At 64.9% G+C, this 13,290-nt stretch carries 17 protein-coding genes; 12 read left to right on the top strand and 5 right to left on the bottom strand.

Annotated elements, in window-relative coordinates:
- Positions 1 to 14: 14 nt before the first annotated feature.
- Positions 15 to 833: a quinoprotein dehydrogenase-associated SoxYZ-like carrier gene (locus ACVJ5M_RS14980; protein WP_071911687.1), complete on the top strand. Its 819-nt coding sequence runs from the start codon at positions 15 to 17 to the stop codon at positions 831 to 833.
- 158 nt (positions 834 to 991) lie between these two features.
- Here the strand turns inward: ACVJ5M_RS14980 and ACVJ5M_RS14975 are convergent, their stop codons facing one another.
- Positions 992 to 1,351, bottom strand: a complete 360-nt coding sequence (locus ACVJ5M_RS14975) for a hypothetical protein (protein WP_014493633.1) — start codon at positions 1,349 to 1,351, stop codon at positions 992 to 994.
- A gap of 135 nt (positions 1,352 to 1,486) precedes the next feature.
- Between ACVJ5M_RS14975 and ACVJ5M_RS14970 the strand changes: the two genes are divergently transcribed.
- Genes ACVJ5M_RS14970 through ACVJ5M_RS14950 form a run of 5 tightly spaced genes read left to right on the top strand, consistent with a single transcriptional unit; the run spans position 1,487 to position 5,121 of the window.
- A complete protein-coding gene (locus ACVJ5M_RS14970; RefSeq protein ID WP_085405914.1) occupies positions 1,487 to 2,434 on the top strand; it encodes an ABC transporter substrate-binding protein in 948 nt (315 codons plus the stop codon).
- Position 2,435: 1 nt separating this feature from the next.
- A complete protein-coding gene (locus tag ACVJ5M_RS14965; protein ID WP_038957639.1) occupies positions 2,436 to 3,173 on the top strand; it encodes an ABC transporter permease in 738 nt (245 codons plus the stop codon).
- Positions 3,163 to 3,903 carry an ABC transporter ATP-binding protein gene (locus ACVJ5M_RS14960; RefSeq protein WP_085405674.1) on the top strand — a complete coding sequence of 247 codons (741 nt, stop codon included), beginning with the start codon at positions 3,163 to 3,165 and terminating at the stop codon, positions 3,901 to 3,903. The genes ACVJ5M_RS14965 and ACVJ5M_RS14960 overlap by 11 nt, the downstream gene beginning before the upstream one ends.
- A 46-nt stretch (positions 3,904 to 3,949) precedes the next feature.
- Positions 3,950 to 4,747 (top strand): pentapeptide repeat-containing protein, encoded by a 798-nt coding sequence (locus tag ACVJ5M_RS14955; RefSeq protein WP_085405673.1) that lies wholly within the window; start codon positions 3,950 to 3,952, stop codon positions 4,745 to 4,747.
- Between the two features lie 26 nt (positions 4,748 to 4,773).
- Positions 4,774 to 5,121, top strand: a complete 348-nt coding sequence (locus ACVJ5M_RS14950) for a hypothetical protein (RefSeq protein ID WP_094184583.1) — start codon at positions 4,774 to 4,776, stop codon at positions 5,119 to 5,121.
- 10 nt (positions 5,122 to 5,131) lie between these two features.
- Here ACVJ5M_RS14950 and ACVJ5M_RS14945 read toward each other — a convergent pair whose 3' ends face one another.
- The 4 genes from ACVJ5M_RS14945 to ACVJ5M_RS14930 form a co-directional block, all read right to left on the bottom strand.
- A complete protein-coding gene (locus tag ACVJ5M_RS14945) occupies positions 5,132 to 5,341 on the bottom strand; it encodes a hypothetical protein (protein ID WP_014493627.1) in 210 nt (69 codons plus the stop codon).
- Positions 5,342 to 5,450: 109 nt separating this feature from the next.
- A complete protein-coding gene (locus ACVJ5M_RS14940) occupies positions 5,451 to 6,353 on the bottom strand; it encodes a hypothetical protein (RefSeq protein ID WP_085405671.1) in 903 nt (300 codons plus the stop codon).
- 24 nt (positions 6,354 to 6,377) lie between these two features.
- Positions 6,378 to 6,458 (bottom strand): pyrroloquinoline quinone precursor peptide PqqA, encoded by an 81-nt coding sequence (gene pqqA / locus ACVJ5M_RS14935; protein ID WP_012029362.1) that lies wholly within the window; start codon positions 6,456 to 6,458, stop codon positions 6,378 to 6,380.
- 171 nt (positions 6,459 to 6,629) lie between these two features.
- Positions 6,630 to 7,022 (bottom strand): EF-hand domain-containing protein, encoded by a 393-nt coding sequence (locus ACVJ5M_RS14930; RefSeq protein WP_063981985.1) that lies wholly within the window; start codon positions 7,020 to 7,022, stop codon positions 6,630 to 6,632.
- Between the two features lie 339 nt (positions 7,023 to 7,361).
- Between ACVJ5M_RS14930 and ACVJ5M_RS14925 the strand changes: the two genes are divergently transcribed.
- The 6 genes from ACVJ5M_RS14925 to ACVJ5M_RS14900 all read left to right on the top strand — a co-directional run bounded on the left by ACVJ5M_RS14925 (position 7,362) and on the right by ACVJ5M_RS14900 (position 13,284).
- Entirely contained in the window at positions 7,362 to 9,026 is a 1,665-nt protein-coding gene (locus ACVJ5M_RS14925; protein ID WP_071911673.1) for a methanol/ethanol family PQQ-dependent dehydrogenase, read from the top strand.
- Positions 9,027 to 9,036: 10 nt separating this feature from the next.
- Positions 9,037 to 9,393, top strand: a complete 357-nt coding sequence (locus tag ACVJ5M_RS14920; RefSeq protein WP_085405669.1) for a c-type cytochrome — start codon at positions 9,037 to 9,039, stop codon at positions 9,391 to 9,393.
- Complete coding sequence (locus ACVJ5M_RS14915; RefSeq protein WP_085405667.1) at positions 9,390 to 10,319, top strand: substrate-binding periplasmic protein; 930 nt, start codon at positions 9,390 to 9,392, stop codon at positions 10,317 to 10,319. Before ACVJ5M_RS14920 ends, ACVJ5M_RS14915 begins: the two co-directional genes overlap by 4 nt.
- A gap of 280 nt (positions 10,320 to 10,599) precedes the next feature.
- Complete coding sequence (locus ACVJ5M_RS14910; RefSeq protein ID WP_085405665.1) at positions 10,600 to 11,622, top strand: FUSC family protein; 1,023 nt, start codon at positions 10,600 to 10,602, stop codon at positions 11,620 to 11,622.
- Positions 11,623 to 11,722: 100 nt separating this feature from the next.
- Entirely contained in the window at positions 11,723 to 12,724 is a 1,002-nt protein-coding gene (locus ACVJ5M_RS14905; protein WP_085405664.1) for a Bug family tripartite tricarboxylate transporter substrate binding protein, read from the top strand.
- A 134-nt stretch (positions 12,725 to 12,858) separates the two neighbouring features.
- Positions 12,859 to 13,284 (top strand): hypothetical protein, encoded by a 426-nt coding sequence (locus ACVJ5M_RS14900; RefSeq protein ID WP_063981979.1) that lies wholly within the window; start codon positions 12,859 to 12,861, stop codon positions 13,282 to 13,284.
- Positions 13,285 to 13,290 lie beyond the last annotated feature (6 nt).

Here is a 13,290-nt window from a genome sequence, read left to right as displayed (position 1 = left end):
ACGGAACCACGACCATGACGGGATGCACACGCCGCCTGCCCCTGATCGCCGCATTGCTTGGCATCGCCTTCGCTGTGCCGGCGAGCGCCGAGGAGGCTTACGATCCCTGGCCGGGCCTGGTGCAGGACATCTTCAGCAACCGTCCGATCAACGACGGCAACGACGTCATCGGCATCGAGATGCCCTATCGCGCCGAGGACGCGGCGATCGTGCCGGTGACCCTGCGCAGCAAACTGTCGCCCGCGGATAGCCGCCGCATCCGTTCGATCACGCTGGTGATCGACCGCAACCCCGCGCCGATGGCAGCGAAGTTCGAGCTCGGCGCAGATGCCAACGTCACCGAGATCTCCACGCGCGTGCGCGTCAACAACTATACCGACGTCCACGCGGTTGCCGAGCTCAGCGACGGCCAGCTCTACGTCGCCAAGACCTATGTGAAGGCCTCAGGCGGCTGCTCGGCGCCGGCAGGAAAGAACATCGAGGAAGCCAGGAACCGGCTCGGCCAGATGCGCTACCGGCAATTCGCGCGCGAGGAGGCACCGGCCAGCCGCGTCCGCGAGGCGCAGATCATGATCGGCCATCCCAACAATTCCGGGCTGCAAATGGATCAGGTCACGCAGCTCTACGTCCCCGCCTTCTTCGTCAACCAGCTGAAGCTGACGCAGGACGACAGCCCCGTGCTGTCGATGGAGGGCGGCATCTCGATCTCGGAAGATCCGAACCTTCGCTTCACGTATGTGTCAAATGGCGCCAAGCGATTCCGTGCGGAGGCGAAGGACACGGACGGGCACGTGTTCCGCAATGAATGGGATGTGGAGAAGCCGGGGACGTGAGGTCTCTCGATCGTCATGGCCGGGCATAGCCGTCCGAAGGACGGCGTCGCTTTGCTCGCCTATGTCCCGGCCATCCACGGACTTCGCGCCTATCCTAAGAACGTGGATGCCCGGGACAAGCCCGGGCATGACAACTACGGTTGGCGTGAAGCTAGCCGTCAGAAACACCTCACCTCGGCTTCCGCCTGCGCGCGCCTGAGATCATTCACCGCCGAATTCGCCTGCTCGGACGTACGAAACTGGACGCCGAGATTGCCGCGCACTTGGGACATGCTCAGCGCCGTCTCGGCGGTGACGTAACGGTCATAGGACACGATCGAGGCCACCACGTCGATCGAGCAGGAGCATTGCTCGATCGACTGCCGGCTCTCGCCATTAGCCTTCATGCAGCCATAGACGTATTCGGCACGCGCCGAGGTCGGATAATCGTTGGCCTCCTCGGCACGCGCGGCGTAGACGGTCGCAGCCCACACCGCCAATGCGGCGACAATCGGTCGTAGCTGTCCCGCCAGATTCATGAGCGTCCTCCCGCTGGTTGCGACGAAAGCTATGCTATGCGTATTGTCATGAAAAGCACTCCCTTCGAGGAAACGGCTCACAAGGTGATGAGAGCACTTGGTTTGAGAGCGCCTGGACGAACATTGGCGCTCGCGATGACGCTGGCGCTGGCGCTCGCCGTCCCCGGCCGCGCCGCGGATACGATCCGCCTTGCAGTGCAGAAGACCGGAACATTCTCCTGGGAGCTGGCCGCAATCCGCGCCGGCGGGCTCGACAAGGAAGCCAATCTGTCGCTCGACGTCACCGAGCTCGCGAGCCCCGAGGCCGGCAAGATCGCCCTGCGCGCCGGGAGTGCCGACATCATCCTGTCCGACTGGCTGTGGGTGTCGCGCGAGCGCGTGCTCGGCGCCAAACTCACCTTCTATCCCTATTCCAGCGCGCTCGGCGCGGTGATGGTGCCGGCCTCGTCGCCGCTCAAGACGCTGGCCGACCTCAAGGGCCGCAAGCTCGGCGTCGGCGGCGGCGCGATCGACAAGAGCTGGCTGCTGCTGCAGGCGCGGATGAAGCAGGACGGCATCGACCTGAAGTCGGACGCGAGCATCGTCTATGGCGCGCCGCCCTTGATTGCCGCCAAGGCGCTCGATGGCGAGATGGATGCGAGCCTCAACTTCTGGAATTTCTGTGCGCAGCTCGAGGCCAAGGGCTTTCGCCGCCTCGCCGGCATCGAGGACATTTTGCCGAAGCTGGGGGCCAAGGGCGCGGTATCCGCGGTCGGTTATGTCTTCGACGAGAGCTGGGCCGCAAGCCACCGCGATGCGGTGGCGCGTTTCATTGCGATGACCCGCAAGGCCAAGCAGCTGCTGGTCACCTCGGACGCCGCGTGGGAGAAGATCGCGCCGCTCACCGGCGCGAGCGATCCGGCCATCCTCAAGACCTACCGCGACCGCTATCGCGACGGCATTCCGCGCCGGAGCATCGTGGACGAGGAGGCGGATGCGCGCGTGCTCTATCGCGTGCTCGCCGAGATCGGCGGACGTGACCTGGTCGGGCCGGCGGCCGAGCTCGATCCCGGCACCTTCTATCACGCAGTCCCCGGAGACTGAGGTGCTGCGTCTTCTCTCGTTTTCCCTGTTCCTCGCGACCTGGTGGATTGCGGCGCTGTTCGTTGGCGGCGCAAAGCTGCCCTCCCCGCCTGCCGTGCTCAACGTCATCATCGCGGAAGCATCGAGCGGCGCCCTGTTCCTGCATCTCGGCGCCACGCTGGCGCGCGTCGCGCTCGCCTTCGTGCTGGCGATGTCGCTCGGCAGTGCCATCGGCTATTTGATGGGGCGGGTGAAGCTCGCCGACCGGCTCGGCGATCCCTGGTTGATCCTGCTGCTGAACCTGCCGGCGCTGGTCGTGATCGTGCTCGCCTATATCTGGGCCGGCCTGACCGAAGCGGCCGCGATCGCGGCGATCGCCATCAACAAGCTGCCGACCGCCATCGTCACCTTGCGCGAGGGCACGCGTGCGCTCGACCGTTCGCTGGACGAGATGGCCACCGTGTTCGCGATGCCGCGCTGGCGTGCGTTCCGCCACGTCGTGCTGCCGCAGCTTGCGCCCTATATCGCAGCCTCGGCCCGCTCCGGATTATCGCTGGTATGGAAGATCGTGCTGGTGGCCGAGCTGCTGGGACGGCCGAACGGCGTCGGCTTCGAGATCGGCGTCGCCTTCCAGCTGTTCGACACGCCGCGACTGCTGGCCTATTCGCTCACCTTCGCGGCCGTCGTGCTCGTCATCGAAACCTTGCTGGTGCAGCCGTTCGAAGCCCGCGCAACCCGGTGGCGGCCCCGTGCGGCTTGAAGTCGATATCTCCGGAAAGACGTTCAGGAGTGCCGCGGGCGAAACGCACGAGGTGCTGGCCCCGGTCAGCTTCGCGCTTCAATCCGGTGAGGTCGGCGTTTTGATCGGCCCCTCCGGCTGCGGCAAGAGCACGATGCTGCGCATCATCCTCGGGCTCGACCGCGATTTCCACGGGACCATCGCGCGTCCACCGGAAGCGCGGATCGGGATGGTGTTCCAGGAGCCGCGGCTGCTGCCGTGGCGCTCGGTCGAGCAGAATGTGCGGCTTGCAGCTCCTGGCATCTCCGAGGCGAAGCTGTCGGAGCTGTTCAGGATCCTGGAGCTGGAGGCGCATCGCAGCCACTTTCCCGGCGAATTGTCGCTGGGTCTTGCCCGGCGCGTCGCGCTGGCCCGCGCCTTCGCGGTCGAGCCCGATCTGCTCGTGCTCGACGAGCCCCTCGCCTCGCTCGACGACGCGCTCGCCGGCCGCCTGCGCGACGAGATCGCGACGCTGGTCGCAAGCCGCCCCATGATGACGCTGCTCGTCACCCACAGCCTCGACGATGCGATCCGCCTTGGCGACCGCTTGTTCTTCCTGTCGCCGCAGCCGGCGCGAATTCTGGCAGAGGTGCCCATCAGCATCCCGCGTGGCGCACGCGGCGACGCAGAGATCGCCGCGGTCAGGGCGGGCCTCGTGGCGAGAATCCAAGGCGAACATGGCGGCGAACACGCCGGGCGTGATGCCTCATAGGCAGCGACGCAAAGCGCGTGCTAAACAGGGCCCGTAGCGGAGCCTGATGATGAAGCGAATGGTCGCCCTCATGACGCTTGGCCTCGCTCTCGTCGCGACCATGGCGAGCGCGCAGGACATGATGCGTGACGTCGACCTCACGTCACCCGCGATGGTCTCCGCGGAAATGAGCCGGCAGGAGGTCGAGGCCATCCTGGCCAAAGCCAGCCCCGGGGCGCCGGCCGATTTCACCGGCAAGCGGTTGTCGGGGCTCGATCTCTCGGGTCTCGACCTTTCCACGGCGATTCTCCGTGCGGCACGACTCAACAAGACGAAACTCGCCGGTGCCCGTCTTGATCAGGCGATCCTCGATCAGGCGTGGCTGCTGGACGCTGATCTCGCGGGCGCGAGCCTGAAGGGCGCCAATCTGTTCGCCTCGCAGATGGCGCGCGCGCGTCTGGACGGCGCGGACCTGGCCGGTGCTCGCATCGCGGCCGACCTCACCGGCGCAAGCCTGATCGGCGCCTCGATTGCGAACGCGCATCTTGGCGCCGATATGCGCAACCAGTCGATGGGGCTGATGCGCGCCGTGCTGCGATCCGCCAATCTGGAAGGGTTGAACGCGCGCAATGCCGACCTGTCGCGCGTCGATCTCGAATTTGCCTCCCTCAAGGGAGCCGACCTGACCGGCGCATCGCTCAAAAATGCTCAGCTCGGCGGCGCCGACCTGACCGGAGCCACCGTCACTGACGCCGATTTCGAGGGCGCCGATCTTGCCTCGGCGAAGCTGATCGCGCCGATCGGCCTTGACCGCGCCAGGAATTTCGACAAGGCAAAGAACCGCGAGCGCCTGATCAGGGAATAACAGGGCGCCTTTGGGAGGATCGGCTGATGCGTTGGTTTCTGGCTTTGATCGCGTTGTTGACGTTGGCCGGCGAAGCCGCCGCCCAAAGCAAGGGCAAGGGCATCCGGCTCTGGAATTTGACGACGGAGACGATCTCCGGCTTCCAGCTCTCGCCCGCCGGCAAGACCGAGTGGGGCCCGAACCAGTGCCTGAACGACAAGGACAAGGAGGTCGACCACGACGAGCGGCTGCGCATCACCGGCGTCGAACCCGGCCGCTACGACGCCTGGGTCAGCTATCCCAATGCGCGGCAGTGCATCGTCCGCGACATCGAGATCAAGGCCGACGCGGTGTTCTCGATCGCCGACAAAGACCTGAAGGACTGCACGAAATAACGAAGGCGGCTTACGCCTTGTCGTTCGGGTGCGGATATTCGCAGCGCCACCGCACCGCCTGCCACTTCGGATGATCGCCGACCCATTGCGCGATATAGGGCGGCGCGGCCATCACGCATTGCCTCGGCGACCCCGCAAAGTTGAACACCAGATGCTGCTCCTCGCAGGTCGCAGGCGAGAGCACCGCACATACAGTCACCACCAGGTCAATCGGGTTCATGCCGGGATCCTGTCGCAAGGGGACAATGGAGATTAGCACAAAAGGTTACGTTCCGAGGAGCGGGAAGTTTCAAACGGACGGGATGGTCCCTCGAGGCGGAACAAACGCACTAGAAGTTTACCCCGAACACCAATCGCGCCTGATGGCGCTCGAAATTGACGAGGTCGAGATTGCCGCCCGATCCGGCCGAGCGGCCCCAGGCCTGCATGCTCCAGCTCAGGGTGAGCCGCGACTTCTCCGATAGCTGGAAATAGGCGGTCGGACCGACAAACAGCGCCTGCCCCGAGAACTCACCGAGGCCGATGCCCTCATATTGGCGGAAGTAGCGCATCTCACCACCGAGCAGAAAATTGGGGCGCACGCGCACCATGCCGCCAAAGGCCGCGCCGATCGTCGAACTCTTCTCGGACACCCCCGCCACCTCGAAGCGCGCCCATTCCGGCTGATAGATCAGATTGAGCGCCGCGATGGCGTAGTTCGGAATCAGCTCACGGTCGAAAGCGAGCGTGAAATCGGTGCCGTACATCCGTCCCTTCGCGCCGCTGGTCTCGTCGATGCGATCGCCATGGAGTTCGGCGGCGACAGTCAATCCGAATGGCGCGCGCCCGCGGTCGAGCAGGCGGTAACGCAGGTCGAGCGAGGCGCCCTGGAAATTGAACTGACGGCGGTCGTCGATATCAGGGACGCCGGTGATGTCATGCAGCGTGGCGGTGCCGCCGACCTCGATACGGAAGTTCGGCAGCGGCACGACTTCGATCTCGACCTCCTGCTGGAGGGCGCGATAGGTGCCGCCCTTGCCGAAGCGTCCCGTGGTCTGAGTCTGGAATTCGCGCTCGCCGGGATTGCCGACATCGGTGCCGATCATGAAGCCGAAAATGTGCTCGGTATCAAAGCTCTCTTCGGCACTGACACACGCCGGTGCAAGCGCAACACCGAACGCAATTGCCGTCCAGATCGTGTGGGCTCCAAGGCGCATTGCGAACACTACCACGGCTTCGACGGCGTTCGCCATCGAAGCCGCGGCAGGTCGTCAGTCTTACTTGCGCGCAGCGCAGGCGTACATGTTGATTTCCATGCCGACCGGCACTTCCACGATCTTCGGAGCTTTCCAAGCCATTCGGGTCTCCCAAGGGTATTGAGCGCGACATCGCGCGGGGCAAAACCTAGGGCTGCGTCAGGTGCAGCGCAAGCCTGGAATCGAAGCGCAAACACAGCGAACTGTCGCATTATGCTCGCGAATTTCCCTCTCGGGCAAATCGCCTTCGCTCCCAGTCAAGCGCCGCGTCTCTCACCGCAACAAGCGCAGCAGCGCGCGGCCGGCGCGCGAGTTCAGCTCCTTCGCATCCAGCGTTCCGTCCTTGTCGGGATTCGCTGCGTTGAAGCGCTGCTCCACCACCGCGAGATATTCGTCGAGCGTGAGAGTCCCGTCGCGATCGGGATCGGCGGCGGCGAGTTCTTTCGCCGTTAACCGTCCGCGCAATTCGCGCGCGTCCAGCGTGCCGTCGTGATCGGGATCGAGCTTTGCGAACAGCGCGGCGGCCGCCTTCTTTACCTCGGCGAGATCGAGCGTGCCGTCATTGTCGGTGTCGAACATCTTTACGGCGTTGCCGGAAGCAGCCCACGCTGGACCGGACAGCACTGCAATCGTGAGCGCAAGCGCAACTGAGCGACGTGAAATCATCAAACCCTCCTGACCAGCCCCCCGATTCGTAGGGGGTCGAAACGACATAAGTCTACAAGCGAGCCCCGGTTCAAGTCCGGAATTGCAACCCGCGCACCGCACAACTCGCGGAACCCGACGGCCCGGGCAGAGCGGCCGAAGCCGGCACCGCTTCATGCCACGGAATTTCTTCAGCGTCTGCGCACAAGTGAAAGTCGGTTGTCAGGTTTCTGTCAGGTGACCGGCATCTGGCATCCAACATATCGGCGACGCACTTACGACTTTCGTATTGACGTGTTTTGCGTTCGGGCGGAGTGTTGGTGCCGCAGCGTCAAAAGGCGCGCATATTGGGAGGAACGGATGAAACGCTTTGCGATGGCCGCGAGCCTCGTCATGCTTGCATCGACTTGTGCGAGCGCACAGACCACCGAGCAACTGGTCAAGGGCGCGACCGATACATCGAACGTTCTCAATTACGGGATGGGCTACAATCTGCAGCGCTTCTCGACGCTGAACCAGGTCAACAAGGACACCGTCAAGAATCTCGTCCCGGTCTGGAACTACAGTTTCAACGACGATCGCAGCGAGGAATCGCAGCCGCTGGTGTACCAGGGCGTGATCTACGTGACCTCGCACAACGCCACCATGGCGGTCGACGCCAAGACCGGCAAGCAGATCTGGAAATCCAAGGTCGAGTATCCCGCCGAGACGCCGCGCATCGTCTGCTGCGGCATCATCAATCGCGGCGCCGCGCTCTATGACGGCAAGGTCTTCCGCACCACGCTCGACGCCAACGTGATCGCGCTCGATGCCAAGGACGGCAAGGAGCTGTGGCGGCAGAAGGCCGCCGACATCAAGGAAGGCTATTCGATGACGGTGGCGCCGCTGGTCGCCGACGGTGTCGTCATCACCGGCATCTCCGGCGCCGAGTTCGGCACCCGCGGCTTCATCGACGGCTGGGACCCGGCGACGGGCAAGCATCTCTGGCGTACCCATTCGATCCCCTCGCCCGACGAGCCCGGTGGCGACACCTGGAAGGGCGACACCTGGAAGCTCGGCGGCGGCTCGACCTGGATCACCGGCTCCTACGATCCCGAGCTCAACACGGTCTATTGGGGCATCGGCAATCCCGGACCGTTCAACTCGGCGGTGCGTCCCGGCGACAACCTCTACACCTGCTCCGTGCTGGCGATGGATCCCAAGACCGGCAAGATCAAGTGGCACTACCAGTTCTCGCCGAACAATCCGTTCGACTATGACTCGGTGGCCGAGATGGTCCTCGCCGACATGAATATCGAGGGCAAGCCGACCAAGGTGCTGATGGACGCCAACCGCAACGGCTTCTTCTATGTGCTCGACCGCACCAACGGAAAGCTGCTCGCGGCCAATCCTTACGTGAAGGTGAACTGGGCAACCGGCATCGACATGAAGACCGGCAAGCCGATCGAGACCGACGTCTCGAAGGACGCGCGCGACGGTAAGAAGGTCACCGTCTATCCGTCGATCCTCGGCGGCAAGAACTGGGAGCCGATGTCGTTCAATCCGCAGACCGGATTGGCCTATGCCAACACGCTCGCCTTCGGCGGCAGGTACAAGACCGAGCCCGTCACCTTCAAGCAGGGCGAATGGTATCTCGGCATGGACCTCACCGACCTCTGGGAGTGGGGTGACGGCCCGCGCGGTCATCTGAAGGCGATCGATCCCATGACCGGCAAGGCCAAGTGGGAAGCGCCAAGCGACATCCCGCGCTTCTCGGGCGTGCTGTCGACCGCAGGCGGCGTCGTGTTCTCGGGCGCACTGACAGGCGAGTTCGAGGCCTTCGATGCCGACACCGGCAAGAAGCTCTGGCAGTTCCAGACCGGCTCCGGCATCGAGGGGCAACCGGTGACCTGGCAGCAGGATGGCGTGCAGTACGTTGCCGTCACCTCCGGCTATGGCGGCGTCTACTCGCTGTTCTCCGGCGACGAGCGGCTTGCCAAGGTGCCGCCCGGCGGCTCGCTGTGGGTTTTTGCGGTCAAGCAATAACCACGGCCCGATGCTGAAGGACATCTCTCACAAGACGGTGGCGACGGTCGCCACCGTCGCGGTGCTGACGGTCGCGCTTGCGGCGACCGTTCGTGCCGCGGACGATGCAACCGGCAATCCCGTGCAGGCACAGATCGACTATGGCAAGTCGACCTATACTTCGAAATGCTCGCACTGCCACGGCCCCAACATGATGAATTCCGGCACCATCACGCCGGACCTGCGCGCCTTTCCCGACGACAAGACGCGCTTCGTCACCACGGTGAAGAACGGCAAGAACAACAAGATGCCGCCCTGGGCCGACATTTTGAGCGACGACGAGATCGGCAATCTCTGGGCCTTCGTCTCGAGCAGGAGAAAGCCATGAGACCCTGGCTCGCCGCATGGAGCGTTGCCGCGATCCTCGCGGCGGCGACCACCGCCGCGCGTGCGGCCGACGAGCCGCTGAAGGTTTGCCTCGATGAGGACCGGCCTCCGCTCTCGGTGCATCACAAGGGCAAACCGGATTCAGGCTTCGACGTACTGCTGGCGCAGGCGATCGCGGACCGGATCGGCCGGCCGCTGACAATCCAGTGGTTCGAGAGCAAGCTGGACGAGGATTCGAGCCCGCAGCTCGAGGCCAACGCCTTGCTCTCCGACGGGCGCTGCTCGCTGGTCGGCGGCTATGCGCTGACGACGGATTCCCTCGTCAAGCCCGGCATGAAGACGGCACGCTTGCCGGACTTCGCCGGGGCCACGCGCGACGACCGGCGCCGCCGCGTCGCGCTCGGCGTGCTTGTGCCCAGCCAGCCTTACGTCTATTCGCCGATGACGGTGGTACTCGGGCCGAAAGCGCAGGGCCGCAAGATCGGCGACATCGGCGATCTCGGCGGCCTTCGCCTTGCGATCGAGAGCGGCTCGCTGGGCGATGCCATTCTGATGACCTTCGACAAGGGCCGCCTGATCGACAGCATCACCCATCTCGTCCCCGGCCGCGACGATCTCCTCGGCGCGCTCCAGCGCGGCGACTATGACGCGACGCTGATCGACCTCGGCCGCTTCGATGCCCACCGCGCCGCGCATCCCGACACGACGATCACCGCGTCGGGCTATTATTATCCGATCGGCGCCAATCGCGGCTATGTCGGGCTGGCCAGCGACGGCGCACTGATCGACGCGGTCAACAAGGCGCTGACCAGCCTTGCTGCCGAAGGCAAGATCGCCGAATTCGGCAAGCAGGCCGGCCTCACCTATCTGCCGCCGCGCGAGCCTGCGGTGCTCGGCGATGTCTGGGCGAAGATCATTCAAAGGTGAGGTGGCCTCACGTGCCACCACATCACCGGTGTCATGCCCCGCGACCCGGCTACGCCGGGGCTGAGGTCTAGGGGCGCCGAAGCTTTAGCGTAGGCGGCAGGCGGGGCATCCAGTACGCTGCGGCCTCTCGATTCAATCGCAAGCGCCTCTGGAATACTGGATCGCCCGGTCAAGCCGGGCGATGACAGCGAGGGTGTGGCGCGACCGTCGCTCCACACGCCAAAGTGCCGACCACATTTCCGTGGTATGCATAGTGTTTCGTTCGCCCCTTTGGTGCCCCGTGAATCCCCCCACGACACCCTCCGCCACCAACCTGCGCGATCTCCTCTCCCGCGAAGTCAAGACCGGCGAGCTCCTGCGCGCGCTGATCGTCGTCGGCCCGATGGTCGCCGCCTATTTCATCTCGCGCGAGACGGCGCTGCTGAACCTGGGGCTCGTCGCGGTCTCGCTACTCATTCCGGCGCTCAGGCAGCACTTTCCGCCAAAAGTCGTCGCGTGGCACTATCTCGCCATTCTCGTCACCTTTGCCGCGCTTTTCCTTGCAGCTCCGGTCAAGCCGCTATTCGTGGTGCTGACGGCGCTCGCCGGCTTCCTTGCGGTGGCGGGGACGCGCTACGGCGAACATTTCCGTACGCTCGGCAATTGGGTGTTCATCCCCGCCGTCTATCTCGCCTGCGAGGTGCGGGAGGGCGTGAGCGCCTCGGAAGCGATACGTCATGCCGGCGTGATCATCGCCTCCTCTCCGATCGCGCTGGCGCTCGTCTGCGCTATCCAGGTTTACGACCAGCGGCAGCGTGGCAATGCCGCGACCTCGTTCGGACCGCCCGCGACCGACTGGTTTCTGCCCGCAGCGGCAACCGCCATGGCGGTCTTTGCCGCAGCCGCCCTGGTCGAGATCTTCAACCTCGCGCAGGGGCAATGGGTGATGTGGTCGGCCGCAAGCGTCGTGGTCGGCGACCTCACAGCGTCCACCGGCAAGCTGAAGCAGCGGGCGATCGGCGCCTTCGTCGGCGTGCCGCTCGGCTTTCTCCCGGGCCTTGCCCTGTCGCAAAGCCGCGTCGGCTACGCCATCGCGATTCTGGCGGCCACCCTCACCCTGATCTCGTTCTCCCGCTACGTCGTCGGCTTCGGCCTGCGCTGCTTCTTCATTGCGCTCGCCGCATCCTTTGCCGGCGGCGCCAGCGGCATCGCCGAGGAGCGCATCGTCAACGTGCTGATCGGCGGCACGTTCGGCCTGATTGCGGTGGCCCTGACCGAGATCGTCTGGCTGCGGGTGATGCGGAAGACCCGATCGCCCGGATGACGCGCAAATGGGCACCGCGCGGCCTTGTCGAATGCGCCAATCTGTCTCGCCTGCCACCCCAGCCTGATGCAGTAGGGTCGGCAAAAATCAGGAGGGAATCATGCCCGCAAAATTCGATCGCCGCCACTTCATCACCGCCGGTACCAGCGCACTCGCGATGCCCTTCATCGCGCGCGGCGCCTCGGCGCAAGGCGCATCGCAAGGCAGTTGGCCCTCGCGGCAGATCCGCATGATTTGCAGCTATCCCGCCGGCGGACAGACCGATTTGCTCGCGCGCGCCTATGGCGAATTCATCTCCAAGCAGGTCGGTAAGACCGTCGTGGTCGAGAACAAGCCCGGCGCCTCCGGCGCGATCGGCACCGCAGAGGTCGCCCGCGCCGAGCCCGACGGCCACACCATCCTGTGCTCGATCTCGACCACCTACATCATGAACCGGGTCGTGATGAAGAATCCCGGCTACGACATGGACAAGGATCTGACGCTGGTCAGCGTCATTCCGGGCGCCGGCCTGTTGCTGGTCGCAAACCCCAAGACCGGGGTCAAGACGCTGGAGGATTTCGTCGCCTTCGCGCGCAAGAGCGGCAAGGTCAACTTCGGCACCTATAGCGCGGGCTCGGCCCCGCACATGACGATCAACGAGCTCAACAAGCAGTACGGTCTTTCCATCGAGCCGGTTCACTACCGCGGCGAAGCGCCGATGTGGACGGGGATGCTGGAAGGCACGCTCGATGCCGCAATGGGCAGCTACACGGCGGCGCAGTCCGTCCTGCAAAGCGACCGTGGCACCGTGTTCGCCGTGCATTCGAAGAAGGTCGACGCGATCCCAGCCATCAAGACCCTCCCGGAGCAGGGCGCAACGTCGAAATTCTTCACCGTGAGCGGCTTCTCCGGCTGGGCCGTGCCGAAGGCGACGCCGCAGCCGGTGGTCGACCGCCTAGCGGCGCTCTGCGTCGCCGCCAACAGCGATCCGAAGGTGAAGGAGGTTCTCGCGACCTTCGTGCTCGAGCCGGCCATCGGCTTCAAGGAGACCAATGCCCTGTATCAGCACGAGTTGCCGATCTGGATCGAGAGCGCGCGGTCGCTCGGCCTCGAGCCGGCCTGAACCTTCCGCGGCGCACGGGGCTGTCCCATCGGAGCCCGGCATCCGACCAAAGCCTAGTGTCGGAAGCGCATTTTCCCGCTATGATTGTGCGCCGGTGCCGGCCCCCTCACCGGCGGACAAGAAAGGCCGATCGCATGACACCGGATGGCGTCGCCGTTGCCGTCATGATCACTCTGCTCTTTCCGATGGGCTACTTCACGCTGGCCTCGCCCGCCTTCCTGCTGGTGAAGCTCGATATCCAGCCCGTCGCCCAGCTATTGCGTGGGATGTTCAACGCCCATTTTCTGGTGATGCGCGTCGCCGGCGTGATCGGGGCGCTGGCTTTCCTGCTCGACGGTCGCCTGGTCGCCGCGATGGGCGTCGGCCTGCTCGCGGCCCTGGCGATCTGGGGACGCCGCTGGTTCATGCAACGGATCGACGACCAGCTCCGCGCGAGGGACGCAGGTGATGCTGAGGCCCCGCACCGGCTGCGCCGGCTGCATTGGAGCGGCATGCTGGGCAACGCGGTGCTGCTGGTCGCTCTCGTGACCAGCATTCCCTACGTCGCCATATCGGCCTGAGAGATA

This window comes from Bradyrhizobium sp. S3.7.6, assembly GCF_054061875.1.
The sequence above is the reverse complement of the archived record's forward strand: the minus strand, read 5'-3'. Positions and strand labels throughout refer to the sequence as shown.